This is a genomic window from Acinetobacter sp. 1125_18A (assembly GCF_052824985.1).
Genome location: NZ_VTDG01000011.1, coordinates 1 through 26,997 on the forward strand (window position 1 = coordinate 1; position 26,997 = coordinate 26,997).

Here is a 26,997-nt window from a genome sequence, read left to right on the forward strand (position 1 = left end):
AGAAAAATAATAAATAGTAAGAATAAGATGTAAATTTTACTGTTTCACTTCCTCATCAAAATATAGCAAAGTAGGATAGAGTTAGGACTAACTATAGTTATTGGTTGCTTAGGCAGAATAGAAAGAAGAATGACATTTAACGGAGATAGGTAATATGAAATTTCCTTTCCTTCCTCATAACTTGAAAAATGAAAGCATCAACTGAATAAATTTATGCAATATACAGTGAAACGAATTGAGCTTAAAATCCATTTTTATTTCTGTTAGGTGTTTTTATGCAATGGGTTGTCGCTGAAACATATTCATTTCCTTACGAGGCTCAGATTGCCAAAACGCAATTAGAAGCAGCAGAAATTCCAGCACGTATTGAAAATGAACATACTATTAATATGGATTGGCTTTACTCCAATGCTTTGGGTGGTGTGCGATTGTTAGTTCCTGAAAGCTATGCAGAAGAGGCTAAATCATTACTTGCCCAAGATTTTAGCCAAGAATTAGAACAACAGTTTGGAGCAGGTGAAAGTTGCCCTCATTGTGGTAGTCGTGATATACAGCCATATACCGAAGGAAAACGTCCCGCTTATTTGGTTTTTCTATTGCTTGGTTTTCCGCTCTTTTTTTATAAAAATGGAACGAAGTGTAAACAGTGTCAACATTTTTGGAGTTAGTGCTCTATTGGAAAGTCGGCAAGATATTTTAAATATGTAAACTTTAGATCAAATAAATTACTTACTAGAAAATATTGCAAAATTTGATCAATAAAACCAGCGCATCATTCAACAGGATTTTAAAGTTGAAGGGATGGTCAAAGACTATGTGGATTTTCATATTGAAGAATTAAGTGATGATTGCTTAGAAAAAATTGGGATTTCTAATCCAATAGACAAAGTACAGCAGTTTTTAACCAAACTATATTTAACAAGGCTAGGGCTTTATCCAGATGGAAAATATGATACAGCATATTTTACTGTCTTTAATTACACTGATAATCAGCAATTATCCGATCCACTGATTGTGGTCAAAATAGATCATCAAGGTCATTTGGATCATCTAAATTGGGAAAGTTGAAATATAGAGCTAAATCTAACATGTTCATATTTTGCTAAAATGAAACAAAGGCTAAGCTTTAAGCTTGATATATTCTGTGTTGAGTTTATATGCTTATTTGTACAAGTATAAGTAATTAATATTTGCTGAAAGCTGAATCGTACAATTTACAAATAATGGATCAACATGGATAGAAATACTCCCATTTATGTTTCTTTAACAGGTACAAACAGCCATCAGATAAAAATTCCAGCTGGGCAAGGAAGCTTCTCAATTGGTCGAATCGGCATGGACAAGAAAAAGTTTGATGTTCTTGTCGATGAGAATGCTGTAATCAATTGGGCTGCTTTTAATACTTTTTATACGCCACATGGTCAACAAAATGCGCATTTGCATCCTTATGGAGATTGGCCAAGATTTTTTTATTATTGGGGAAATGATCAGGGTTTTATTGAATGGGCGAAGAAAAGAGTGATAGAAGATTTTTCTTGGCGACCTACGCAAGCGATTTGTCTAGATTTAAGTCATGCTCAAATTCATAACTTTTCAATCAAAGCAGATCAACATCCAATCACATTAGTTTTAAGTCATGCTGATGGTGAGAATAAGAAGGGGTTATATTCGCTTCATTTGGCTGGTCATATTGAGTATTTTGAAATTATTACCACAGCAGCATATCCCCATATGAGAATAGAGCCAAGGACGAACAAAGATCCAATGGTATCGGCATACCATCTTCCTGTTATGAAAAATTTAGCGGCTATAACTTCGTTAGATTTAACTGTTAAACCTTTAGGTCAAGCTTTTGATTGTGAAAGCTTATTACAGTTTCCTAATTTAAAAAATCTAAACTTAACTGGGAATATAACCAATACAGCAAGTCTAAAACAACTTCAGCAACTTGAACGTATTGGAATACGCTATGCTGTAAATTTGGAAGGCTTTCCAGTTTTAAATACATGGGAAAACTTAAGGTCCTTCATTGGATGGAATATTGATGAAAAAACAGGGAAAAGGTTAAATGCTGAATTAAAGTATTTAGCTAAAGAAAAGCAACTGGATTATTCTTCGGTGTCTAAACTGAGGAGTTCAATATGGTTTACCACTGAATATGGAATTCCATTTGAAAATTGGGAAAGCAATAATGCAAAAATTGCACTCAAAGCATATAAATCTGCTTTAAAAGAAATCTCCAAGGCGAAGACGAAGCAAGATGTGAAAGGGGCAATTATTGGACTTGTAGAGATAATTAATACATTGCCCAATATTGAAACTGTTGAAAGAGAAGATACTGGTCTTGCTGTACTACAACTGGTTGAAGCTTCAACATTCGATATAGATCAAGCAATAGTGAATACTTGGTTTGATGAAATACGAAATTTTTAAAATATTCTGTTGTTAAGTAAAAAACGGCAAGTTTTCTTACCATTTTTAAATTTGGATTAGAAACTATATTGCATAGCAAAGCTGATAAGTGTTTTTTTCTGTAGATGCAACTGTCCAATTCGGTTTTTTTAACTACCGATTGAGTAGCAGCGAGTTTCTTATTGATGTTGTAGTCAGCGCTAATTCCGTAACTTACGATCGCCACGACGATTTTTCTGTCGTTGCAAAAATATATTTAGCTTTTAGTTGAATTGGTATAGAAGTAATTGCATAAGCAAAGAAATCTATTGAATTATCCGTGCCACACTGTTTAATCAATCCAATTCCGTATGTCTAAAAAGTGGATTTGGTTGCACTTAGTGGATAATGCTATGCTAGCAGAGGCTTAAAATCAGGCAGTAAAATAAATGCTAAAACAGCAAGAAAAATTGAGTCCATTGCAAGTTGAAAACCTATTAAAAACCTTAGCACAGCGTTTTCATCAGCATACAGAACGACATGCACAAATGAACTGGGATTTTGTCCAGAAACAACTTTTGCTTTGCCCAGAAAAGCTATGGGCTTTACAACAAATGGAAATGAGTGGCGGTGAGCCTGACGTGGTTGTTTTGCCGAACACAGAAGGTGTGTATTTTTTTGATTGCGCAATTGAGTCACCAAAAGGGCGGCGTAGTCTGTGTTATGACCGAGAGGCATTACTCAGTCGCAAAGATCATCCTCCTGAAGATACGGTGATAGACTGGGTAAATAAACATACCTTAGCACTAATGACTGAACAACAGTATTATGCTCTACAGCAAATATTCAATTTTGACTTAAAAACATCCAGCTGGGTCGAAACACCAATGATATTACGTCAGCAAGGTGGAGCGATCTTTTGTGACCAGCGTTATGGGCGTACATTTACCTATCATAATGGTGCTGCCTCATATTATGCGAGTCGTGGGTTTCGAACCTATATCAAACTTTAATTGTTAAAAATTGACAGCGTGAAATCCTAAGATTCTCTCGAGCTTGTTTGTATTTTTTGTGTTTAGATATAACTGCTGTTATATCCTACATATTGATATTTAAGTTAATGATTTTTAATTTTGGTTTGGGGAGCTGTATGTTTATTCAAGGATGACATTCATGTTGCTAAACCAAAGATCTGTCATAGATGATGAAAAGATATGCTCATTATTTTTAAAAGCACTGAATTTATATGATGGTTACTCAGCTAATGAATATGAATTTTATAAAATGAGTTTTTGTATTTTTGAGTCGAAAAAAAACGGCAAGATCACTTGCCGTTTTTTATTAAAGGTTCGGATTAGAAGTTATATTCCATACCTAAGCCAATAACAGTTTTCTTTTTCTCTGGTGTAGATGTAGTTGACCAATCACGTTTTTGTTGACCAACAACACCGTAGAAACGAGCTTGCTTATTGATGTTGTAATCAGCGCCAATCCCGTAAAGGTCTTGTTTACGATCATCACGGCCATCTAGTTCTGTTGTTGCAGAAATATATTCAGCTTTTAGCTTAATCGGTGTAGAAGGAATCGCATATGCAGCAGTGATGCCATAAGCATTTTCTTTCAAGCCTTTGAACGATGTTACTGTAGTACCAGAAGTGGTTGCAACTGTGTCATCAGTTGGTTGAGCTGTTTGCCATAATGCACCAAATACTAAGCCATCAAGACCAGCAGGTTTCAAGTCTACTGAACCTGTAACACGGATTGCGTCAGAGTAGATTGTGTTGCTGCCTAATTCAGAGCTATATGCATTATATTTAGATGCAACACCGAAGTTACCTGCAACAGCAGCAGCAAAACCGTAGTCTTTGTTGTCATAAGTAAGTGATGTAGAGATACCATCTCCGAAACTATCACGGCTACCTTTTTGACCTTTAGCATCATTTTTTAAAGCAGATGATTCTTCACCTTGCTGGAACATGATGTTGAAAGCTAAACCAGCCAATAATTTTTTATCAGTTTCAAAACCGATCACGTTTTTTAAACGATCTTCACCAACTAAAATCGCAGTCATATCGAGTTCGTTGTGATCGTTGAAGATATCTTGGTTGTTACCAGCAGCATTTTTGAAATATGAATCAAACTGACCAACTTTTAACGTTGCGATACCGTCTGATTTAATCCCCACGAAACGGTTACGGTTAGTGAAAGCATCGCCATCACCATCAGCACTGATTTGCCATTCTGCCAAGTAAACAGCAGACAATTTATCTGTTAATTTCTCTTCGCCTTTAACACCAATACGAGAAGCGTTAGAGTTTACTTTAGTTACGCTTTCGTCTTTAAAGCCATTCTTATCAATTTGATCTAAAGTTACGTTGAATTTACCATACAATGTTGGCGCTGCTTGAGCTGCGCTTATGCTAAGGGTGGCGATTGCTGCAGCGAGTAGCACTTTTTTCATTGAGATTTCTCCAAAACATGTTCAATGGGTTTGCAGTTACTTTTTTTATTCAGTAAGTGTGGGTTTGTGCACTACTTACTAACTTGCATGCAGTATCTGTAAACTTTGTTACATATCAGTGAAGAAAAAATGACAATTTAATGACGCGAATTTAACATTTGTGTAATTTGAATAAAAAAATGAGGCTTGATTAGCCCCATTGATTCTAAAAAGGTTTTTAATTAAGCCAGTGCAGTCTTAATTTTTTCAGCAAACCCTTTAATTTTTTCCTGATCGCCCATTTGAATAGCATGACGACCTAATTCATGCACCGAGCTCGGAATCAAATGAAAGTGTACATGAGGTACAGTTTGTCCAGCAGCAGCTCCAGAAAGTTGCATTAATACAATACCTTGAGCATCTAAAGCTGTTTCAATTGCTTGCGCTATTTTTTGCACAATCTTGATTGTATAAGCAGCAATTTCAGGATCTAAGTCGAGCAATGTCACTGCTGGAGTCTTCGGAATAATCAGGGTATGCCCATCGGCTTGCGGCATGATATCCATAAATGCAAGCACATGATCATCTTCATAAACTTTAATTGCAGGAAGTTCACCACGTAAAATTCGTGCAAATATATTCTGATCATCATAAGCCATGTTTATTTCCTTGAAGGTGTGAATGTGATTATTTACAGTTCAATTCTTTCTGACGTTCCTTGATAGAGTCAAGTTTTTGCTGCTCTTTTTCAGAAAATTTAGGCTTACTTGTATAACAATTGTCATTATTATATTTTGCTTTTGCTTCAGGATCTTTAAAACAGAACCCTTTTGATGCATAAATGACATTGTAATCATCTTGCAATTTTTTACATTCTTGGGTGTTATCAGCAAAAGCGTGACTAGCGACTAAAATAGATAAACTAGAAAGTGTAGCAATTACATATTTATTCATGATACGACCTCGAAATTGACATATTTACATGTCACTTAATGTGATTATAAGGTTTAGTTGTGATTATTCAATGACGAAAAATTAATCTAATGTAATTTTGCTCCATGATTCATACATTTTTACCGCGGTAGAAAAATCGCTATCAGGCTCTGAAAGACTATTGGCTGCGGTAATTAAGCTTTGTGTTAAACCAAGAATAGGTGCTGATAATCTTGCATCACGAACTAAATCAATGGCAATACCTGTATCTTTTGCCAATAAGGGTAAAGCAAAGGTCAGTGGAAAGCTACGATTGAGGATACGTTGCGGTAGTGCAGTTTCAGTCACACCACTTTTACCACTGGATGCATTGATACAATCAAGCGCTTCATTTAAATCTACCCCATGTGCTTTCAGCGTAGTAAATCCTTCAGCAGCAGCACATAAATGAACCGCCATCATCATATTATTTATAGCTTTTACTGCAAAGCCTGCACCTGAATCACCAACACGTTTAATTAATTTACCCATCGCCTGCATTGCAGGTAGGGCAATTTGAAACGCTTCTATGGAACCGCCGACCATAAAGGTCAGTGTTGCATTTTCAGCGCCAATGGTTTGACCACTTACAGGTGCATCCAAGAAGTGAATATTATTTTTGAGAAGATACTCAGATTGTTTACGCGCAGCATCAGGTACACCACTGGTACAGTCGACCCAAATCGCGCCATTTTTGATCTTTAAATCTTGGATTAAATCATCGATATCTTGGCTGGTCGGTAAACATGAAAAAATAATATCAGCTTGCACCGCTTGATCGAGTTCGACAGCTTGAGTAGCAAACTCAGTTGCATGTTGCTTGGCCTTTGCAAAATTTCGATTCCACACATATACGGTATCAAAATGTTTGGGTAAATGTGCTGCCATACGATAGCCCATTGCGCCTAAACCAATAAATGCAACTGTAGTCTTCATATCTATCTCTTAAATTTTTGTCGATCTTTGTTCTAACCATCTGGACAGTGTAGGCCAAAATTCATCTGCACTTTTTTGACTAGACATTAGCCCTAAATGTCCCCCAGGAATAAGAGTAAACGTGACATCACTACTCTTTGTCAATTCGCTTAAAGGCTTAACTGCGTCTGCGGTGACCATTTGATCATTTTTTCCAGCCCCAATCATCAATGAACAGTCGATATTGCGAAGTTCAATTTTATGGTTACTGAGCTGAATTGCCCCATTTTTCAGTGGATTTTGTAGCCAAACATTAAATAACATGTCTTGATTGACACCACCGGGGTAATCCACCATGTGATTTAAAAAATTTCCAAGGGTGGCGTGTTCATGCAAGAGCTCTTTGTCGTCTAGATTTAACAACAATTGTTTATGACCCTCATACCAACCCTTAGGATCTAAAATCTTAAAACCAATGGCATTGAGTAAGCCCGGGGTATGTATCAGTTTTTTCGGTAAACCACCTTTATATAACGTATCTTTCAGTTTTTGATTCTTTATAATCAAATTATTTATTTTTTGATAAAGTTTACCGATGCCACCCGATGCATAACTGTCAATTGGGCTGGCCAGTATAATTAAGTTTTTAACATAATTGGGTTGACGTAATGCCGTGTAAAGTAATACAAAAATGCCGGCCATGCTCCAGCCATGCAATGAAATTTGCTCACTTTGAGCATGTTCTCGGATTTTATTAATGCATAGCGGCATAGCTTCATCAATAAAATATAAAAAGTTTAAATTGCGATCCTGATAACTGAGTTTTCCCCAGTCCAATAAATACACATCATAGCCTTGTTCGGTAAAATATTTAATAAGTGAACGATAAGGGTAGAGATCGTAAATTGCCATATTGATCGACAATGGCGCAGTAAAAACCAAAGGTTCCTTAAATTTTTTTTCAGCAGCTGCGTAGTAACGCACTTTGGTTTGATGATGCTCTGCAATAATTTCATAAGGGGTACTTTGAGATAAAACCAATGACTTACCATTGAAGATACGTGTGGTTAGATTCTTCAATTTGGATTTGCGCTGTTGGAACTTAGCTGATACTTGTGTCATAAGCGGTGTTTGTCTCATTTTTATGCAGATTTAAGCGAAGTGTATGTGATAATTTACGATTTTACCTTGACCTTAAATACATAGGGCGCTCAAAATGTTGGCAATATTTTACAAAGGCAGTTTTTGGACTGAGTAGTTGAAATGAGCCAGCACGACGACATTGAATACCAACTTGATACTTTAGCGATTCGTACAGGTCATACACGCAGTTTTGAAGGTGAACATAGTGAGCCAATTTTCCTCACTTCGTCATTTGTGTATGAAAATGCAGCGGAAGCAGCAGCAAAATTCTCTGGTGCTGAGCCAGGTAATATTTATTCACGTTTTACCAATCCAACTGTAGCAATGTTTGAAACGCGTTTAGCTGCACTAGAAGGTGGTGAACGGGCTGTGGCAACAAGTTCAGGTATGGCTGCAATCATGGCCGTTGCAATGTCGTTCTTAAAAGCAGGCGATCATGTGATTTGTTCACGTGCTGTTTTTGGTTCTACAGTTTCATTATTTGAAAAATATGTTGCTAAATTTAATGTCGCAGTGACTTTTGTTGATTTAACTGATTTAACCGCTTGGCAAGACGCGGTACGTCCTGAAACTCGATTACTGTTTGTTGAGTCACCTTCAAATCCATTGGCTGAAGTCGCAGATATTCAAGCATTATCAGATTTAGCACATGCAAATGATGCTTTATTGGCGATTGATAACAGTTTTTGCACACCAATTTTGCAGCGTCCATTACAATTTGGTGCAGATTTAGTGATTTACTCTGCCACCAAATATCTAGATGGACAAGGTCGTGCACTGGGTGGTGCTGTGGTCGGTAATCACAAATTACTTGAAGAAGTATTTGGTTATGTTCGTACCACTGGCCCATCTATGAGTCCATTCAATGCATGGGTCTTTTTGAAAGGTTTAGAAACCTTAAGACTGCGTATGAAAGCGCATTCTGAAAGTGCACAAAAAATTGCCGAGTGGTTGGTTGCTCATCCAAAAGTGGAAAAGGTTTATTTTGCTGGCTTAGCAGATCATGTTGGGCATGAGTTAGCAGCCAAACAACAAACTGGTTTTGGTGGAATCGTTTCTTTTGAAGTGAAAGGTGAACGAGAAGGTGCTTGGAAAGTTATTGACCATACACAATTTATCTCGATTACAGGTAATTTAGGTGATGCTAAGTCAACAATTACCCATCCAGCAACAACGACTCATGGTAAGCTTTCTCCTGAAGCAAAAGCAGCAGCGGGTATTCGTGAAGGTTTAATCCGTTTGTCTGTTGGCTTAGAAGATGTCGATGATATTATCCGTGACCTTTCTCATGGATTAGATTTAATTTAAGATAAGCAAAATTTGTAAAAGAGTTTCTTTCATTTTCTTCTAGGCTTTTAAAAAACTAGCCATGAAAGTGCAAGACAGAGATTTAATTTAGGACTTTTGTTCGGAGTATTTTATGAACATTAATATGCTTATGCAGCAAGCGCAACGTATGCAGAAAGATATGGAAAGCAACGTTAAAAAGGCAAAAGAACAACTTGCCCAGACTGAAGTGAATGCTGAAGCTGGTGGCGGTTTGGTAAAAGTAACAATGACTTGCCGTAATGTTGTTAAGCGTATTGAAATCAGTCCAGATTTGTTGCAAGACGATCCAGATATGATTGAAGACTTGATTGCAGCAGCAATGAATGACGCGGCTCGCCAAGCTGAAGTCATTACAGAAGCGAAGATGAAAGAAGCCAATTCAGGTATGGGTTTACCACCAGGTCTTTCAGGTTTGTTCTAAGGAATCATAGGTGTTTAGCGACCGTTTTGATCAACTCGTACAAGCTTTACGAATCTTACCCAGTGTTGGGCCGAAATCGGCTCAACGTATGGCACTCCATCTGATCATGAAAAATAAAGAAGGTGCTATTGGTTTGGCGCATGCGCTAAACGAAGCAACTTCCTATATTCATGAGTGTAGTGTTTGTCATTCTTTAACTGAAAATGAAGTCTGTGATATTTGTTGCTCAAATGATCGGGATGATCAGCTGCTTTGTGTGGTTGAGTCTCCTGCAGATGTAATGGCAATAGAACAGTCTGGTAGCTTTAGAGGCAAATATCATGTATTGGGTGGACATTTGTCGCCTTTAGATGGTATTGGTCCTGAAGAAATAGGTATTCCATATTTAGTGCAGCGTTTAACCGATGGTAAAATTACTGAAGTAATTTTAGCCACCAATGCAACTGTAGAAGGACAAGCGACTGCGCATTATCTTGTAGAAGCGACAAAACATTTGTCTTTGCAAATGACACGGATCGCACAAGGTGTGCCACAAGGTGGTGAATTGGAATATGTGGATAGTCATACGTTGAGTCAGGCTGTTCATAATCGCATGAGAATGAAATAGCGATCTTAGACTTGCTACCATTTAGAGTTTGTTGAGCTTGGATGTTTAGCGCAAATGCGATAACGATTAAAAGATTAACAAACTCTGTCTCATTTAAAAATTATTTACATTCAATCTAAATTTTTTAGGTAAACTCAAGCTAAAGCAATGATTAGCCATGTTATTTATTACTTTAAAATATACTTTTATTAAGTTGTAAAACCTATATATAAAATAAATATTCACAAGAAACTTTATTGAAAAATAAGGTGTTTACGGAGAATTAGTTTAAAAATATTATATTTAAATTTTATATATTAAGGTAAAATCATATTTCATTTGAATGTAACATTTTGACTTAAACTGACATGTTTCAATTTATTAATCAACAGACCGATCTCGAACATGTGTTGAATTTGATGCAACATACTTCGACTTATGGTCTAGACACTGAATTTATTAAAGTCGACACACTTTGGCCAAAACTCGGTGTATTCCAAATTAATGTCAATGGTCAAGTATTTTTGCTCGACGGCACAACCTTAAATTTAGATCGCTTTTGGTTTCAACTTTTTCAAGCACAGCAAAATATTTTTCATGCTTGTGGAGAAGATATTGATCTCATTTATCATTATGCAGATCAGAAAAATCTGAAGAATGTCTTCGATACCCAAGTGGGGTTGTCTTTTTTAGGACATGGTCTACAAGTCAGTTATCAAAATGCATTGAAATTGGTGTTAGAGATTGATATTGATAAAGATCAAACACGTTCAGATTGGCTGGCTCGACCGTTAACAGATGAACAAATGAATTATGCAGCCAATGATGTTTTATACATTATGCGTCTGGCTGAAAAAGTAAAAGCTGAATTGGTCGAGAAAAGCTTATACTCACATGTGCTTGAAGATTGTCAAAATTTAACCTTTGAAATTGCTTCAGAAACACCAAAAGAAAAATTATATTGTGATATTGGTAATTATCGTCATTCCAGAAAACAATTGATGCAATTGCAACAATTAAGTGTTTGGCGTGAAGAAATGGTCAAAGCACTCAATCAACCACGGAGCTTTATTCTAAAAAATGCCACGATGATTGATTTGGTTGAAGTCAATCCTAAAAATAATTTTCAATTGTCCTCTGTGAAGGGAATACGTCCAAATATTGTGCGAGAGCATGGAAAAACAATTTTAGATTTATTGAAATTCCTACCTGAAACCGATGAATGGCCACTGCGTATTGCGCGCCCAATCAAGCATTCTTCTCAGGGAATCACGCTTGAAGTAGATGAGTTAATTTCTCAGGTTTCATTTGAAATGCAAGTACCTAAAGAAGTACTTATGCGTAAAAAATGGTTAAATGCCTTGTATCATCATGTGGTATTTCATGGCAATGAACAGGATTTACCTGGTTATTTGTTGGGGTGGCGTTATGAATTGCTTACCCAGCCACTTATCCATCTGTTACAAGAAGATATTAAGTTTTTAAGTATGCAGATGAAGGTCAATGAATAGCGGCTGTTACTGCTGCTGTTTAGATGAATAATCACCAATAGCCAAGAAAGCTTACTGCGTTATTGTTGATCAAAGATTTAGCAATTGGACATAAATAACGACTGATGCGTTAACTTTCGATAATGTATCCGTCGTTTTTTTCATGTATGCTGTCAACTAAGTTTTACTGAAGCTGTTGTTTAAAATGCATTGTGATATTTATAAATCGAGCAAAAAAGATGAAATGTATCTTTATGTGGCTCGCCCAAATCATCCAAATACAGACGAAAGTGCAGATCCCTTAGCGGCTCTTTCTGAGCCACTACGTGTTGCCTTTGGTCGTGCAACGCATGTAATGCATCTTGAACTGAGCGAAGCTCGACCTTTGGCACGTGTAAATGTGTTACATGTAATCGATTCACTCAATACAAAAGGCTTCTTTATTCAAATGCCGCCAGAAGGTTTAATTAACCCAAATGCGGTTGAACCAGAGGGATTACGTGGTGCTTGATCAGTTATCAGGAATATGGGCAAATTTTTTAGATCTATTTGATGCTATCCCAGAAGATAATATCGCAATAACCGTCTATATTCTTGGGACGCTGTTGATTTTATGGTGCTGGTATTCGATTTCAAAACGATTGCCATCGCCACTTGGCGGTATTACATGGATCATTGTATTTGCCGTTCTTGCAACCCCGACCATTTCTGAAGGACCAAACTCAGCGATTGCGCCAGCAATATTTGGACTGTTATTTGGTATTCTTACCAAGGATTCACCATTGATTTGGTCAAATCTTGCCTTAATTACATTTGTCATGGGTATTGGTTTAGTCATTGGATTTTTTTGGTCTAAATACAAAACCACGAAAAATACCCAAGCAAGCGCTGTAGCAAAAAATATTTCACCACTTTAAATAAAAAATAAAGGTAAGTTATGTCTGTCGATTCTCAACAATTCACAGGTACTGAACAGTATATCGCAACGGATAGTTTAAAACTGGCTGTAAAAGCAGCTCGAGCATTGCAAAAGCCATTATTGGTGAAAGGCGAACCTGGTACAGGTAAAACCTTATTGGCTGAACAAGTTGCTGAGAGTCTAGGTCTTAAATTAATTACTTGGCACATTAAATCTACAACCAAAGCACAGCAAGGTTTGTATGAATATGATGCAGTTTCTCGTTTACGTGATAGCCAGTTGGGCGATGACCGTGTTTACGATATTAAAAACTACATCAAACCAGGTAAGTTGTGGGATGCATTTACCAGCGAAGAACGCTGTGTATTGTTGATTGATGAAATAGACAAAGCAGATATTGAATTTCCAAATGACTTGCTACATGAATTAGACAAAATGTCATTTTTTGTCTATGAAACAGGCGAAACTATTACTGCAACCCAACGTCCGATCGTAATCATTACTTCAAATAATGAAAAAGAACTGCCAGACGCATTTTTACGTCGTTGTTTTTTCCATTATATTGAATTTCCTGATGAAGCAACGATGCGTGAAATTATCGCAGTTCATTTTCCGAATATCTCTGGAACACTGGTTTCAGAAGCATTACAAGTCTTCTTTAAATTACGCCAAGTGCCTGGCTTAAAAAAACCACCTTCAACATCTGAATTGATTGACTGGTTAAGCTTGTTAATGGCAGATGATATGCCTGAAGATATTTTGCGTAATCATGATAAATCAAAAGCGATTCCACCTTTATATGGTGCATTGATTAAAAATGAGCAAGATGTACAGTTGCTTGAACGCTTAGCCTTTATGTCACGTCGTTAATGAGGAGATCGCAACATGTTTGTGCGATTATTTTATACCCTCAGAAAATATGGTGTTCCAGTTTCAACACGAGAACTCATTGATCTCAACCAAGCAATTAGTGAAGGCTTGGTTTTTGCCGATCAAGATGATTTTTATCAATTAGTAAAGACAGTCATGGTCAAAGATGAACGCTTCTTTGACAAATTTGACCGTGCCATGAAAGATTATTTTGAAGGTATCCATACTTTTGATATCGATGATCTGCTCAGCAAAGTTCAAAAACTTCCCAAAGACTGGTTTGATTTAGAGTTACTTGAAAAACATCTCACACCTGAGCAGCGTGCTGAATTGCTGAAAGCAGGTTCGCTTGAAGAACTGATGAAGATGTTGGAAGAACGCTTGCGTGAACAACATAAAAAACATCAAGGTGGCAACCGTATGGTTGGCACAGGTGGAACTTCACCTTTTGGTGCTTTTGGTGACCATCCTGAAGGCGTGAGAATTGGTGGCCCGAGCCGTAAAAATTCAGCAGTAAAAGTTTGGGAACAGCGTAAATATCAAAATTTAGATGATGAACAAATTTTAGGTACTCGACAAATGCAAATGGCTTTACGTCGATTACGTAAGTTTGCTCGTCAAGGCGCTGCAGAAGAATTAGACATTAACAGCACCATTTATGAAACTGCCAAACAGGGCATTTTAGATGTACAAATGGTGCCTGAACGGCGTAACCGAATTAAAGTTTTGATGTTGTTTGATGTGGGGGGATCGATGGATTCACACATTGCACAATGTGAAAAATTGTTTAGTGCGGCAAAAACTGAATTTAAAACCTTAGAATATTTTTATTTCCATAACTGTCTATATGACTATGTATGGAAAGATAATCATCGTCGTTCTTCTACCCGAATGAATACATGGGATTTATTCAATACCTATGGTAAAGACTATCGTGTAATTGTGGTGGGTGATGCAAGTATGGCACCTTATGAGCTGAAATCGGTCGGTGGTTCTGTCGAATATATGAATGATGAAGCAGGAGACGTATGGTTACGTCGCTTACGCAATCATTTTGAAAAAACAGCATGGTTAAATCCAGAAGAGCAAGGTTATTGGCATTACACGCAAACCATCGCATTAATTAAACAATTATTCGACGATCATATGTTTCCAATGACCCTTAAAGGTATTGAGGATATGACGAAATATTTGTCACGATAAATTATTCTCAAGCAAAGTTGTTATTCATAAATTCAACGGCTGATTTATTAAATAGGGAAAGAAATGGATCATCAAATAAATGGTATTGCATTACCAAATGAACAAGGCTTTTTTGGTGAATATGGTGGTCAATTTATTCCACCTCATTTAAAAGAAGCAATGGATGAAATCAATGTTGCATATGAAGAAATCCGTAAAACGCCTGAATTTCAAAATGAATTGGCTGATTTATTTGCCAACTATGTAGGTCGTCCTAGTCCTTTATTTCATGCAAGACGTCTTTCTGATCAATTGGGTGGCGCACAAATCTATTTAAAGCGTGAAGACTTAAATCATACAGGCGCACACAAAATTAACCATTGTTTAGGCGAAGCTTTGCTTGCCAAATATATGGGAAAAACCAAAGTAATCGCAGAAACAGGTGCTGGTCAACATGGTGTTGCACTTGCAACCGCGTGTGCTTTGGTCGGCATTCCATGTGAAATTCATATGGGGCAGGTGGATATTGAGAAAGAGCATCCCAATGTCGTGAAAATGAAAATTTTGGGTGCAAAATTGGTTTCAGTCACTCAAGGTACTGCAACACTCAAAGATGCTGTAGATAGCGCATTTGAAGAGTATTTAAAAGACCCTAAAAACTTTATTTATGCGATTGGTTCTGTGGTTGGACCACATCCTTTCCCAAAAATGGTACGTGATTTCCAATCTATTATTGGCAATGAAATTAAAGTTCAAACTCAAGATCGCTTTGGCGCACAGCCCGATTATGTGGTTGCGTGTGTAGGTGGTGGTTCAAATGCAATTGGCGCATTCACGGCATTTTTAAATGATGTAGAGGTTAAACTGGTTGGTGTGGAACCTGCTGGTCATGGTTTGGATACTCAACAGCATTCAGCAACATTGACTTTAGGTAAACCAAGTCAGATTCATGGTATGGCATGTTATGTACTGGAAGATGAACAGGGTGCACCATTGCCTGTGCACTCGATTGCATCTGGTTTGGATTATCCAGGTGTAGGCCCTCAACATAGCTTCTTAAAAGATTTAGGCCGTGTGGAATATTCTACAGCAACAGATCAAGAGTGTTTAGATGCGTTTATGACCCTTTCGCGAGTAGAAGGGATTGTTCCTGCATTGGAAAGTTCTCATGCTGTGGCGTGGGCAATTCGTGAAGCGCCTAAATTAGCGAAAGAAATCAAAATTGTTGTAAACCTTTCAGGGCGTGGTGATAAAGATGCCGACTATGTTGCTGAGAAGCTAAACCTAAACTGATGATTAAAAATTGATTGATCTAAAAACCTAGCTTTGGCTAGGTTTTTATGTTTTCGTTAAATTTGAAATTCAGCCTTAGTTTTTATTTAATGAACTCGATTGTTTATCCCCGTGATAAATGAAGATATGCAACTCAAAGCTGGTGATTATTTCTATTATCTTGAAATTTAAAAGAGGTTTTACATGCAAGCTGAGCTGCCAACTTTCTATACACAATAAAAAACCCTCCACATGGAGGGTTATATTTTTATAATGTCACTTAACCTGAAATATATTGTCTTAACTGTTCAATCAATTTTCGTTGATCTTCCATCGTAGCTTTGACTAAATCGCCAATAGAAACAAATCCAACCAGTGTTTCAGCTTCAATCACAGGTAAATGGCGTAGGTGTCCGTCAGTCATTAAATTTAAACATTCTTCAACCGTATGGCCACGTGTCACAGAAATCACTCTAGACGTCATAATTTCAGCGACCGTTGTATGGTCAGAGGTACGCTGCATAAGCGCAATTTTACGCGTATAGTCGCGTTCTGAGAGGATTCCGACGACCTTTGTATCTTGAGTGACAACCACAGCACCAATACCTTTGTTTGCCATAAGTGTAATGGCTTCTAATACTGTGGCAGAGGGTGAAATCGTATAAATTTCACGACCAATCTTATCTTGGATTACTTGTGCTACTGTCGTCATAATTATTCTTCCTTTTCTAGGGTGCTTACCAATCTGCACACCTTTAACTTAACTGTATTTTTTAACTTTGCAAATACTTTGCAGTCATAAAAATATAAAGTTTATTTTTTACAACAATTTTAAACCGCTAAAAATATATCTTCGCCTTTAAGCCGGTTGAAATTGAACATGACTATGGAAAAAGAAATGTTCCATTTGAGAGGTTGAGAGTTTAAATTTTCGAGATGAGGAATTAAACAATGCAGGCATGATATTGAGCCGTGTCAACGTAGGTAACAGCGATTCTCTAAAATCTTTAGGTGTTATTCTGCGAGGGGTGTAGTGAGGCCAATGAATCTTTGCATACTGATGGGCTTGAACAGCGTTTAGCCAAAAAGGAAAATAAACTTCATTTGAACCAGACTTCATTGCCCAGCCATCATGGTAAAGTCCCCAAAGTACACCACAATACATGAGTGATTTTAAAATAGAAATTTTAATAAACAATTCATTCGAAATGGACTGAAGATGAATATACTTTTTCATAATTAACAATCTTATTTAGTACATTGCCTATTGTAGTTGAAATTCTTATAAGAACTGTTGGTGCTTTATGCTCAATCGTAAGCATTTATTAAAACAATAAAAAATGTATTGAAAGCGTAATGATTTATTAAAAAATAAAAAGGATAGGGGTTAAAAAAACGCCACCTAGGTGACGTTTTATTATGCTTGCATGGTTGCCATCTTTTGCCAATATTGGGCTTTTAGAGAATCACGTTCAACGCGGAAACCTTGGTAGTAAAGTTCTGCAAGAAACATTGCTGCTTTACCATGACCAGCTTTCGCAGCATCTTCTAATGCTTTTACCGCTTCTACAAAATTCATTTCACACTGGATTGTATTTACAGCATCTGCATAAACATGTTCTAAGTCTTGGTGAGAGATTTGATGAATCATATATAACTCCTTATTGTAATTATGATCTTTTAACATAGCTCCCCAACGGAGCTTATACTTAACTAATCTAACTTAACTTTATTAAACTAATATTACAATTAGCCTTGTTTGTCAAGCGATTTGAAATCTATGCTTGACGAAGATAAGATTACATGATTAAACATTAATCAGAAATAATATTTATTAAAATTAATATGAGAATTAAGACAAAGGGAGAGCAAAATGACAAACACTATAGATGGCTTTATTTTTGATGTACCCGCTGCTGAGACTCAGATCGTTGAATTAGCTCAGTATCATCGTAAACAACTGGATGAGGCAATTTATCATCAAGAAATCCATCTTGGGGATTATTGTTTAGCCCAGCGTAAACGCGTGTACGATTATACCCGAAACTTAAATCCAGTGCAAAAAGCAGGCTTTTATCGAATCTATGATGGTGAATTAAGGCGCCTTGCTGATGATGATGATTTGCATCCTGCGCATGCGGAGGGTGGATTGAGTATCTTTGCTGTTAGTATTGCATTGGCAATAATCGCGATTATTTTATATTTCGCATTCTTACGTGCAACGATCCTTTAATTGGCACGATATAGAAATGATTCACGCGTTATTTAACTTGGCTCAAGCCCTTTTCTTGAATAAGAGAAGAGGGCTTTAAATTTCATATCGACAGGCGATGATATCTATGGGGAGAATATTTAAGCACTGTCGTTCTCGCAATTTTGATCTTAAAGATCATCTTACAACCGATCTTCAGCTGTCTTGAAGAAAGCCCTATATTTTTATGGTCAGGATGATAAACTATCTGTAATTAGAGGTAGTTCATGCAAAAATTCAAAGATTATTTTCAAAAATTGTATAGTTCTTTTCCTGTGGAAAATATTTTGAATTCTTTTGTTGTTGTGATCATCGCACTGATGATTTTTCTTGCAACATTGGCTTTAACACGCCCAATTAATCCAGATCAATACAAATATGTGGTGCAATATTCACAACAAGCAGCCAATCCTAAGACGCAAAAGATTGCCCATCAATTGCGCAGCCAAGATCGTATTTATGTGGTTGAATATTTACGCCTACTACGTGCCTATCATTTTGAAAACCAACAGGTAAAACGATATCCTGCGGTGGATAGTAAAGATCCACAATAACTGACAATACTCATTTGGCTGGTTCCGCTTGCGGGCGAATTGTTTTTTGAATGATCAATGTCGGGACATCCGGCATGGCTTGTGTATTCACTTGCTTGTTTTGATTTGTACTGGATTGATCTGGGTTGGCTAAATCAGCACTTAACATGTCTTTTAATTCATTCTGATCCAGTGTTGGTGCAACAACAACCAAGGTGAGACGATCCGCACGAAGATGTTTTTGAATGGCTTTTTGAACTTGTTTGGTGGTGACTTGGCTCAATTGCTTTTGATATTGGGTCAAATAATCCGCAGGAAGTTGATAAAAACCAATCGATGCGATTTGTGCATTGATATTGGCATTGGAACTAAAGGTCATTGGGAAAGAACGTAACATGCCTTCTTTGGTTTCTTCGAGCTGTTTTCTTTGGATTGGATTTTTTACAAAATCACGTAAGGCTTGATGTGCAACTTTGATACTGTCCATCAATTGATTTTGTTCAGTGGAATAACTCAAACTGAAAAAACCCTGAGCCAATGTGGAGGTCAAATTACTATACGCTCCATAGGTATAACCTCGTTTAACCCGAAGTTCTTTCATTAAAATGGAATTAAATCCGCTTCCGCCAAACATTTGATTAGCGACTTCTAATGCAACACGATCAGGATCACTGCGCTGAATAGCCAAGTGTCCCATCATCACGTTGGCTTGCGTTGAGTTAAACGGAATGTAATGGATATTAAAATCACTTTGATCTTGTGGTTCAGGAAGTGCTTGTGCAGCTTCACCTTGGGTTAGATTTTGACTGATTAAATTGGCCAGTTGGGTTGCATCGGCTGCAGTTAAATTACCAGTAATCGCAATATTCATGTTTTGGGCAACAAGCAGTTTCTGTCGATAAGCCCTAAGTAGTTCTGGGGTAATTTTTTTAAGGCTCCCATTGGTCCCCACAGTCGGTTCGGCATAAGGATGTTGTCCATATAACGCACGATAAAAGCGAATATTCATAATCCGACTTGGATTTTCTTGGATTTGCTTTTGCCCAACCTTGGTATTATTTAGCACAAGATTTAAACCCGATGGATTAAATTGTGCATGATTCAGCACATGCAACATGGTATTGATAGCAGGGTTTAATTTTTCAGGATCTGACAAGACCCGGAGTCGGACGACAAACATATCACGGTACGCGGTAACGCTAAATTGAGCGCCTAATCCTTCAAATGTGGACGCGATTTCTTTTGCTGTGTATTGATCTGTGCCTTCAGTGATGAGTTTGGCTGCCATATTTGCCATACCATACAGACCTTTTCCTAGTGCTTCATCCTGTGACGAACCTGCATTAAAGGTGAGTTGAATATCCACAATAGGCAGGTCGGTGGCTGAAACAAACAGTGTTCTGACTTTTTGGTTGTTGGAGAGGTCTTGAACAAAGGGCGCTTGGTATTGTTGATGTTTATCTAAATTTTTTAAGCTTTGTAAGGTCAAATTTGCTTTAAGTGCTGAATCATCTATAACAGCATCGGTTTCATCATGATTGTCTAACTCAACCTCTGCATGGTTAAGGGGGGAGTAGAGTAAGCTGATGAACACAAACAAGGGTATTTTTATCGAATAGGTCGAGAATGGATTAAAATTCATGAGAGATCCTTTTTTATTCTTTTGTACTTTCAGGCATTAAATACAAACTACTCAGATTGGCTTTGACAAAATAAATATTGGCAATTCGTTGTAAATCTTGTGGTGTCACTTTGTCATAATGTTTGGGTAATTCATCCATTAAACGAAAACTTAGGCCGTTTACTTCCAAATTCCCAATCATATTGGCTTGTCCACCAATATCATCCTGACTATAGATTAAATTTGAAACGAAGTTGTTTTTGACACGATCGAGTTCAGCTTGATTGACCAATTCTGTTTTAAATAAATTCATCTCTTTTTCAATCGCTTTTTGTGCCTCATCCAGAGAAACATCATCACTTGGGATCGCGGAGATCATAAATAAACTGTCGCCGCGATTATAGGGGTCATAACTGACACTGATTGCGGTCAGCACTTTTTTATCTCGAATCAGACGGTCTTGTAAGCGAGCGGAGATTCCGCCATCCAGTAAGGACTGGATAATGGTCAGGGCGTAGGCATCTTGTGGGTTTTTTGCTGTAGCAATGGATTTGACATTCCAAGCCATAAACAAGTTGGGGACTTGTACTGGCAACTGCACTTCCATGTGTCGATAACCCATTCGATCAAACTCTAAAACATCATTACGGTCAGGAAGTTCCTTTTTGGGAATTGCCGCAAAATATTTTTCAACCTGTTTAAGTGCTTGTTCTGCATTGACATCTCCCACGATGACCAAGGTCGCATTATTGGGGGTGTACCAAGTTTGATACCAATGTTTAAGATCATCCAGACGAATATTCTGTAGGTTTTTCATAAAGCCAATCACCGGTTGACGATGGTGACTGGTTGGATAGGCGATCCATTTAAAACGTTCGTAGGCTAGATTTCGTGGATTATCATCTGTCCGTTGTCGTCTTTCCTCCATAACCACTTTGATTTCAGGATCAAAGTCTTGTTGTTTGAGGACCAGATTTGTCATACGGTCTGCTTCAAGTTCCAAAGCCAATGGAAAATACTTCTTGGGGTAAAGCTGATAATAGTTTGTGTAATTTGTATATGTGGCAGCGTTGGTGCGGCCACCATAAATTCGACTCAAACGCGCAAACTCATCATCAGGAACTTTTTTGGTTCCTTTAAACATCATATGTTCAAGCACATGCGAAATACCCAGTACATTACCTGACTCATCACTACTTCCCACGCCGTACCAGATTTGGGTCATAACAATTGGTGAACGATGATCTTCACGGATAATCACTTTTAAACCATTTTTCAGTGTGGTTTCAAAGGTGGTCCTAGAAAGTTGGCTTTGAGGTGCTGCCTGAAGTTGCGTATTTACCGTGTTAAAAGATAAAAATAAAAGTGGCGCAAGGATAACTTTGGATTGTCTAAGAAGATTTAAGAATTTAGATTTCAGAATATACACAGATAACCCAAAAATTTATTTTAAATTTAGAACTATTCTTAAAAAATTAATGATTTAAAGCAAGGCTGGAATGTTGCATTTTGGTTTGCTTGTTTTATCGCTGCTTTAACGCTAAAAATGATGCAATCTATGCTAAACTCATTCTTTTTTAACGCTATGCTTTTCAAGGAATCGGCATGCAAGAACAGCAAAATAAATTCTTGATTGATGCGGATATCGGGGATGACGATGTCACATTACCTAGTTTACCAGCCGTCAATGTGCCTATTATTGAAAATAATGTAGAAACACCTAAAACGGAACCTATTCAAACTGAGAGCCAAGATGCACAGATTGAATCGGCAGATGAAAAATCTAAAGGTGGCTTTTTTAGCCGCATGAAAGAAGGTTTGACCAAATCACGTAAAAGCCTTGCCGATGGTATGGTCAATATCCTGATTGGTGGTAAAGAAATTGATGATGAGTTGCTCGAAGAAGTAGAAGAGCAACTTTTGGTTGCTGATATCGGGGTAGAGGCGACTAAAACCATTATTGCGAATTTGACTGAGCGTACAGAACGTGGTGATTTGATTTACTCACATTCATTGTATAAAGCGCTACAAGAAGAACTGGTTGCTTTACTTGCACCTCGGGTAAAACCATTGCATATCGATCCCAATAAAAATCCATTTGTGATTTTGGTGGTGGGGGTAAATGGTGTGGGTAAAACCACCACGATTGGTAAATTAGCCAAACGTTTACAGGGTGAAGGTAAGAAAGTCATGCTTGCAGCAGGAGATACCTTCCGTGCAGCGGCAACTGAACAACTTCAAATCTGGGGTGAACGTAACAATATTGCTGTCGTGGCTCAAGGTCATGGTGCAGATAGTGCTTCAGTCATTTTTGATGCCTTTGAAAGTGCACGTGCCAAAGGTGTGGACGTTTTAATTGCTGATACAGCAGGGCGTTTGCATAACAAAAGTAACTTAATGTCTGAGTTGACTAAAGTAAAACGTGTGATGCAAAAAATTGATGCAACTGCGCCACATGAAGTGATGTTGGTGGTGGATGCTGGTACTGGTCAAAACGCGATTAACCAAGTTGAAATGTTTGACGAAGCTGTAGGCTTAACAGGTTTAACCATTACCAAATTAGATGGAACGGCAAAGGGTGGTGTGTTGTTTAATATTGCCAGTCGTACTCATGTACCAATTAGATATATTGGTGTGGGTGAGAAGATTGATGATTTACGTCCATTCTCTGCAAAATCATTTGTCGCTGCACTGTTTGAAACAGATAAGTAATTTAGATAACTATTTATCTTAAATGAGACTCCGCTTTATGCGGAGTTTTTTATTTTCTAAGATTGTGATTGATGGTGGTACGTTATTGAAAGAAGACATCATAAGAATGTCATCAAGTTGTACTTTAATGCGATGTCTAGAATCATCTGTCCAGATTTGCAATATTTTTACCACAAAACAAGCAATGAAAAGTATATAGGATATTTGCCATATTCTTATTGTTGTAAAGCTCAAAGCAATAGGGTGAGTTTAATGGTAAATTTTAATTGAATTGTTTGATTAATAAATACTTTAATTGCAATTTAAAAGGGAACCACATAAACACGGTAGCATTTAAAAATTCCCAATTTCACATATTGTTCTAAATATAGAACACATTGTTATGTATATAAGCATGACGAAACTAAGAATGATGCAATACACTCAAACCATGTTGAATAACACGACCCATTTGGTCATAGAAGGATTAACACCATGTCATTTTTAAATCAAATCAAACAACGCCGTACAATTTATGCAATTGGTAGAGATTTAAGCTTAGACCAAGCGAAAATTGAAGAAATCATCAAAGATGCAATCAAGCATAGCCCATCTTCATTTAACTCACAGTCTTCTCGTGCTGTGATTTTATTTGGTGACTCACATGTTAAATTCTGGACAATCGTTTTAGAAACTTTACGTAAAATCGTTCCAGCTGAAGCATTTGAAGGAACTTCGGGTAAAATTAACAGCTTTATCGCTGGTGCTGGTTCAGTGTTGTTTTATGAAGATTTAAGTGTGATCAAAGCTTTACAAGAACAATTCCCATTATATGCAGACAATTTCCCAGTATGGTCTGAGCATTCAACAGGTATTGCACAATTTGCAACTTGGACTGCATTGGCTGAAGCGGGTATTGGTGCATCTTTACAACATTATAATCCAATCGTAGATGAAGAAGTGGCGGCAACATTTGATGTACCTGCTGACTGGAAACTTCGCGCACAATTAGTATTTGGTTCAATCGAAGCACCAGCGGGCGAAAAAACATTTATTGATGATGCAACACGTTTTAAAACTTTTAACTAAGTGAAACATTTTGTTTTAAGCTGAGGTCTATTGCTTATTTAGCTTAGACCTTGCTATTCCAGAAACCTGTTTAGAATGTAAATTTTAAACAGGTTTTTTATGTGCAGTGCGTTATCCCTGCTTGTCGCCAGACAATAGGTAGAAGCCTATGATTAAATAATGTAAAAAAGCATAAGTGGTTTAAAAAAAATTATGCGATTCCATCTTGTTGCTAAAGATTCAAATCATCTAAATTGAAACAATAAGATCAGGTTTGAACAAACAGAAAAAAATATAAGTGAATCGAACAATTCTTTACACAGAATTATGGATTGGTTTTATCGACATTTAGCGCTATTCATGGCTTAATCTTTGCTCAAGGAATAAAAGTGTATAAAAAAATGGGGAAATTAGGGTTGATTCAGCACTTTGGTCTAATTCAGACATTTTAAAAAATTTATACACTGTTAAAAAGCGATTTAAGTTGATGATTTAGTTGTTGGTGTTGCTGTATTTTTGATCATTATTTTTTAAGTTAATATAGCTATTTTTTTTAATTAAAATGATCACTATTTAGCAATGTGATAATACTATTCAGCATGGTTTAAATCGGTATACTAGAAACTCTTGTTATAAAAAGTAGCAATATCAGGAAAGACAATGACTGCACGTATTCAAAAAGGCAAGTTAGCGATTGCTAAAGAACTTTACGATTTCATCGAAAATGAAGCACTACCAGGTTCTGGTTTAGATAGTGAAACATACTGGAAAAACTTTGAGCAAGTTGTTGTCGATCTTAGCCCTAAGAATAAGGCGCTTTTAGCGAAGCGTGACGAGATTCAGGCTAAAATTGATGAATGGCACCGCAACAATAAATTTGAACTCCAAGCTTATAAAGCTTTCCTTAAAGAAATTGGCTACTTATTACCAGAAGTAGAAGATTTTCAAATCAGTACAGAAAATGTTGATGAAGAAATCGCATTATTGGCTGGTTCGCAATTGGTGGTACCTGTGCGTAATGCACGTTATTGCTTAAATGCGGCAAATGCACGTTGGGGTTCTTTATACGATGCGCTTTACGGTTTTGACGTGATCTCTGAAGAAGGTGGCGCGGAAAAAGGTAAAGGCTATAACCCAGTTCGTGGCAATAAAGTTATCGCATTTGCTAAGAATTTCTTAAATGAAACATTCCCATTGGCAAAGGGTTCACATGCAGATGCAACAAAATATGCTGTTGAAGGCAAAAAACTTGTTGTAACTCTTAAAGATGGTTCAACCTCGACTTTGGCGAAAGAATCACAATTTGTCGGTTTTAATGGCGACGAATCTGCACCCGTTGAAATTGTACTTTTAAATAACGGCTTACATGTTGTTATTGAAATTGATGCAAATAGCCCAGTGGGTAAAACTGATGCGGCTGGTGTTAAAGATCTTGTTTTAGAAGCGGCTGTTACTACGATTCAAGATTTAGAAGATTCGATTGCTGCTGTAGATGCAGAAGAGAAAGTAGAAGGCTACCGTAACTGGTTAGGTCTAATGAAAGGTACGCTTGAAGAATCAATTGAGAAGAACGGTAAAACCGTGACGCGTACATTGAATAAAGATCGTACACATAAGAACTTGATCGGTGGTGAAACAACACTTCATGGTCGTTCATTGATGCTTCTTCGTAACGTTGGTCATTTAATGACGAACCCTGCGATCCTTGTAGATGGTGCTGAAATCTACGAAGGTATTATGGATGCTTTAATTACACCATTATTGACTTTCGCAGACATCAAAGGTCAAAACGAAAACAAAAACTCTCGTAAAGGGTCAATGTATATCGTTAAACCAAAAATGCATGGTCCAGAAGAAGTTGCATTTGCTGTTGAATTGTTTGAACGTTCTGAACAAGCACTTGGCTTACCAGCGAAAACTTTGAAAATCGGGATTATGGATGAAGAACGCCGTACATCTGTAAACTTGAAAAACTGTATTGCACAAGCGAAAGACCGTACTATTTTCATCAATACTGGTTTCATGGACCGTACAGGTGATGAAATTCATACCTTTATGGAAGCAGGTCCTTTCGTTCGTAAAGGCGAAGTGAAAAGCCAAATTTGGTTCCCAGCTTATGAAAACCGTAATGTGATGGTAGGTCTACAAGCAGGTTTACGTGGTAAAGCACAGATTGGTAAAGGTATGTGGCCTAAACCTGACATGCTTTTAGACATGTATAAAACCAAAATTGAACATCCTGAAGCGGGTGCGAGCTGTGCATGGGTTCCTTCACCATCAGGTGCTGTGATTCACGCGATTCATTATCATCAATGTAATGTTTCAGCACGCCAACAAGAGTTATTGAAAACTGAAGCGCTTCCGTTAGATGACTTGTTGACACCGCCTTTAGCGACAGATACAAACTGGACTGAAGAAGAGAAGACCAAAGAGCTTGAAAATAACCTTCAAGGTATCTTGGGTTATGTTGTTCGTTGGGTTGATTTAGGTGTGGGTTGTTCTAAAGTGCCAGACATTAACAATGTCGGTTTAATGGAAGACCGTGCAACGTTACGTATTTCTTCTCAACACGTTGCGAACTGGTTGCGTCATGGTATTGTGACTAAAGCGCAAGTTGAAGAAGTTATGCAGCGTATGGCGAAGATTGTTGATGAGCAAAATGCCAACGATCCTGAATATAGCAACATGGCGCCTGGTTTTGACGGTTATGCATATAAAGCTGCTTATGATTTAGTATTCAAAGGTGGTGAACAGCCGTCTGGTTATACTGAGCCATTATTGCATGCGTATCGCTTAAAGTTAAAAGGCTATACAGGCGATTAATTTTATCGTCTAATTTATCCTATTAGCTTATCAATAAAGCCTCTTCGGAGGCTTTATTATTTTTATGGTTTATTTTAAAT

At 37.3% G+C, this 26,997-nt stretch carries 28 protein-coding genes; 18 read left to right on the forward strand and 10 right to left on the reverse strand.

Annotated features, from left to right (window positions below):
* The first annotated feature begins 275 nt into the window (after positions 1–275).
* The 4 genes from FY049_RS16900 to FY049_RS16915 all read left to right on the forward strand — a co-directional run bounded on the left by FY049_RS16900 (position 276) and on the right by FY049_RS16915 (position 3,404).
* Positions 276–668 (forward strand): putative signal transducing protein, encoded by a 393-nt coding sequence (locus FY049_RS16900; RefSeq protein WP_446084037.1) that lies wholly within the window; start codon positions 276–278, stop codon positions 666–668.
* 133 nt (positions 669–801) lie between these two features.
* Positions 802–1,068: a DUF2004 domain-containing protein gene (locus FY049_RS16905; RefSeq protein WP_446084038.1), complete on the forward strand. Its 267-nt coding sequence runs from the start codon at positions 802–804 to the stop codon at positions 1,066–1,068.
* Positions 1,069–1,233: 165 nt separating this feature from the next.
* A complete protein-coding gene (locus FY049_RS16910; RefSeq protein ID WP_446084039.1) occupies positions 1,234–2,433 on the forward strand; it encodes a hypothetical protein in 1,200 nt (399 codons plus the stop codon).
* Between the two features lie 407 nt (positions 2,434–2,840).
* Positions 2,841–3,404: a DUF4256 domain-containing protein gene (locus tag FY049_RS16915; protein ID WP_446084040.1), complete on the forward strand. Its 564-nt coding sequence runs from the start codon at positions 2,841–2,843 to the stop codon at positions 3,402–3,404.
* A 341-nt stretch (positions 3,405–3,745) separates the two neighbouring features.
* Here FY049_RS16915 and FY049_RS16920 read toward each other — a convergent pair whose 3' ends face one another.
* From FY049_RS16920 to FY049_RS16940, 5 genes are all read right to left on the reverse strand, one after another.
* Positions 3,746–4,852 carry a porin gene (locus FY049_RS16920; protein ID WP_056511834.1) on the reverse strand — a complete coding sequence of 369 codons (1,107 nt, stop codon included), beginning with the start codon at positions 4,850–4,852 and terminating at the stop codon, positions 3,746–3,748.
* Positions 4,853–5,073: 221 nt separating this feature from the next.
* On the reverse strand, positions 5,074–5,490 hold the full coding sequence (locus FY049_RS16925) for an HIT family protein (protein WP_056511831.1): 417 nt from the start codon (positions 5,488–5,490) through the stop codon (positions 5,074–5,076).
* A gap of 28 nt (positions 5,491–5,518) precedes the next feature.
* The gene (locus FY049_RS16930; RefSeq protein WP_004719576.1) at positions 5,519–5,785 is read right to left on the reverse strand and encodes a YARHG domain-containing protein; all 267 of its coding nucleotides are present in this window, start codon (positions 5,783–5,785) and stop codon (positions 5,519–5,521) included.
* A gap of 81 nt (positions 5,786–5,866) precedes the next feature.
* Complete coding sequence (locus FY049_RS16935) at positions 5,867–6,739, reverse strand: NAD(P)-dependent oxidoreductase (RefSeq protein WP_446084041.1); 873 nt, start codon at positions 6,737–6,739, stop codon at positions 5,867–5,869.
* A 9-nt stretch (positions 6,740–6,748) separates the two neighbouring features.
* Positions 6,749–7,840 carry an alpha/beta fold hydrolase gene (locus tag FY049_RS16940; protein ID WP_056511927.1) on the reverse strand — a complete coding sequence of 364 codons (1,092 nt, stop codon included), beginning with the start codon at positions 7,838–7,840 and terminating at the stop codon, positions 6,749–6,751.
* Positions 7,841–7,981: 141 nt separating this feature from the next.
* Between FY049_RS16940 and FY049_RS16945 the strand changes: the two genes are divergently transcribed.
* The 9 genes from FY049_RS16945 to trpB all read left to right on the forward strand — a co-directional run bounded on the left by FY049_RS16945 (position 7,982) and on the right by trpB (position 15,951).
* Positions 7,982–9,169, forward strand: coding sequence for an O-succinylhomoserine sulfhydrylase (locus FY049_RS16945; RefSeq protein ID WP_166782322.1), 1,188 nt, complete (start codon positions 7,982–7,984; stop codon positions 9,167–9,169).
* Positions 9,170–9,281: 112 nt separating this feature from the next.
* Positions 9,282–9,611: a YbaB/EbfC family nucleoid-associated protein gene (locus tag FY049_RS16950; RefSeq protein WP_004719585.1), complete on the forward strand. Its 330-nt coding sequence runs from the start codon at positions 9,282–9,284 to the stop codon at positions 9,609–9,611.
* Positions 9,612–9,621: 10 nt separating this feature from the next.
* On the forward strand, positions 9,622–10,218 hold the full coding sequence (gene recR, locus FY049_RS16955; RefSeq protein ID WP_004719588.1) for a recombination mediator RecR: 597 nt from the start codon (positions 9,622–9,624) through the stop codon (positions 10,216–10,218).
* 347 nt (positions 10,219–10,565) lie between these two features.
* On the forward strand, positions 10,566–11,708 hold the full coding sequence (locus tag FY049_RS16960; protein ID WP_016539239.1) for a ribonuclease D: 1,143 nt from the start codon (positions 10,566–10,568) through the stop codon (positions 11,706–11,708).
* Positions 11,709–11,892: 184 nt separating this feature from the next.
* Positions 11,893–12,198 (forward strand): YcgL domain-containing protein, encoded by a 306-nt coding sequence (locus FY049_RS16965; RefSeq protein WP_004822235.1) that lies wholly within the window; start codon positions 11,893–11,895, stop codon positions 12,196–12,198.
* Complete coding sequence (locus FY049_RS16970) at positions 12,191–12,604, forward strand: hypothetical protein (protein ID WP_016539240.1); 414 nt, start codon at positions 12,191–12,193, stop codon at positions 12,602–12,604. The genes FY049_RS16965 and FY049_RS16970 overlap by 8 nt, the downstream gene beginning before the upstream one ends.
* A 20-nt stretch (positions 12,605–12,624) precedes the next feature.
* The gene (locus FY049_RS16975; protein WP_004719598.1) at positions 12,625–13,476 is read left to right on the forward strand and encodes an AAA family ATPase; all 852 of its coding nucleotides are present in this window, start codon (positions 12,625–12,627) and stop codon (positions 13,474–13,476) included.
* A 15-nt stretch (positions 13,477–13,491) separates the two neighbouring features.
* Positions 13,492–14,679 carry a vWA domain-containing protein gene (locus FY049_RS16980; protein ID WP_004822231.1) on the forward strand — a complete coding sequence of 396 codons (1,188 nt, stop codon included), beginning with the start codon at positions 13,492–13,494 and terminating at the stop codon, positions 14,677–14,679.
* Between the two features lie 63 nt (positions 14,680–14,742).
* Positions 14,743–15,951: a tryptophan synthase subunit beta gene (gene trpB / locus FY049_RS16985; protein WP_004719602.1), complete on the forward strand. Its 1,209-nt coding sequence runs from the start codon at positions 14,743–14,745 to the stop codon at positions 15,949–15,951.
* A gap of 259 nt (positions 15,952–16,210) precedes the next feature.
* Here the strand turns inward: trpB and FY049_RS16990 are convergent, their stop codons facing one another.
* The 3 genes from FY049_RS16990 to FY049_RS17000 form a co-directional block, all read right to left on the reverse strand.
* Positions 16,211–16,642, reverse strand: a complete 432-nt coding sequence (locus FY049_RS16990; protein ID WP_446084042.1) for a CBS domain-containing protein — start codon at positions 16,640–16,642, stop codon at positions 16,211–16,213.
* A 147-nt stretch (positions 16,643–16,789) separates the two neighbouring features.
* Complete coding sequence (locus tag FY049_RS16995) at positions 16,790–17,167, reverse strand: DUF2750 domain-containing protein (protein WP_446084043.1); 378 nt, start codon at positions 17,165–17,167, stop codon at positions 16,790–16,792.
* A gap of 180 nt (positions 17,168–17,347) precedes the next feature.
* Entirely contained in the window at positions 17,348–17,581 is a 234-nt protein-coding gene (locus FY049_RS17000) for a hypothetical protein (protein WP_004719607.1), read from the reverse strand.
* A 222-nt stretch (positions 17,582–17,803) separates the two neighbouring features.
* Between FY049_RS17000 and FY049_RS17005 the strand changes: the two genes are divergently transcribed.
* Together FY049_RS17005 and FY049_RS17010 are read left to right on the forward strand one after the other, a co-directional pair.
* Complete coding sequence (locus tag FY049_RS17005; protein ID WP_224963734.1) at positions 17,804–18,163, forward strand: hypothetical protein; 360 nt, start codon at positions 17,804–17,806, stop codon at positions 18,161–18,163.
* A 245-nt stretch (positions 18,164–18,408) separates the two neighbouring features.
* Positions 18,409–18,735, forward strand: coding sequence for a hypothetical protein (locus FY049_RS17010; protein WP_224963733.1), 327 nt, complete (start codon positions 18,409–18,411; stop codon positions 18,733–18,735).
* A gap of 10 nt (positions 18,736–18,745) precedes the next feature.
* On the opposite strand, the gene FY049_RS17015 is transcribed toward FY049_RS17010, so the two are convergent.
* Together FY049_RS17015 and FY049_RS17020 are read right to left on the reverse strand one after the other, a co-directional pair.
* Positions 18,746–20,356, reverse strand: coding sequence for a M16 family metallopeptidase (locus tag FY049_RS17015; protein ID WP_224963732.1), 1,611 nt, complete (start codon positions 20,354–20,356; stop codon positions 18,746–18,748).
* A 13-nt stretch (positions 20,357–20,369) separates the two neighbouring features.
* Positions 20,370–21,764, reverse strand: a complete 1,395-nt coding sequence (locus tag FY049_RS17020) for a M16 family metallopeptidase (protein ID WP_056511802.1) — start codon at positions 21,762–21,764, stop codon at positions 20,370–20,372.
* A gap of 176 nt (positions 21,765–21,940) precedes the next feature.
* Here FY049_RS17020 and ftsY point away from each other — a divergent pair, with 176 nt between their 5' ends.
* From ftsY to FY049_RS17035, 3 genes are all read left to right on the forward strand, one after another.
* Entirely contained in the window at positions 21,941–23,047 is a 1,107-nt protein-coding gene (gene ftsY, locus FY049_RS17025; protein WP_034617276.1) for a signal recognition particle-docking protein FtsY, read from the forward strand.
* A 474-nt stretch (positions 23,048–23,521) separates the two neighbouring features.
* Positions 23,522–24,115, forward strand: a complete 594-nt coding sequence (locus tag FY049_RS17030; protein WP_004719619.1) for a nitroreductase family protein — start codon at positions 23,522–23,524, stop codon at positions 24,113–24,115.
* 639 nt (positions 24,116–24,754) lie between these two features.
* Complete coding sequence (locus tag FY049_RS17035) at positions 24,755–26,917, forward strand: malate synthase G (RefSeq protein ID WP_224963731.1); 2,163 nt, start codon at positions 24,755–24,757, stop codon at positions 26,915–26,917.
* The last annotated feature ends 80 nt before the right edge of the window (positions 26,918–26,997 follow it).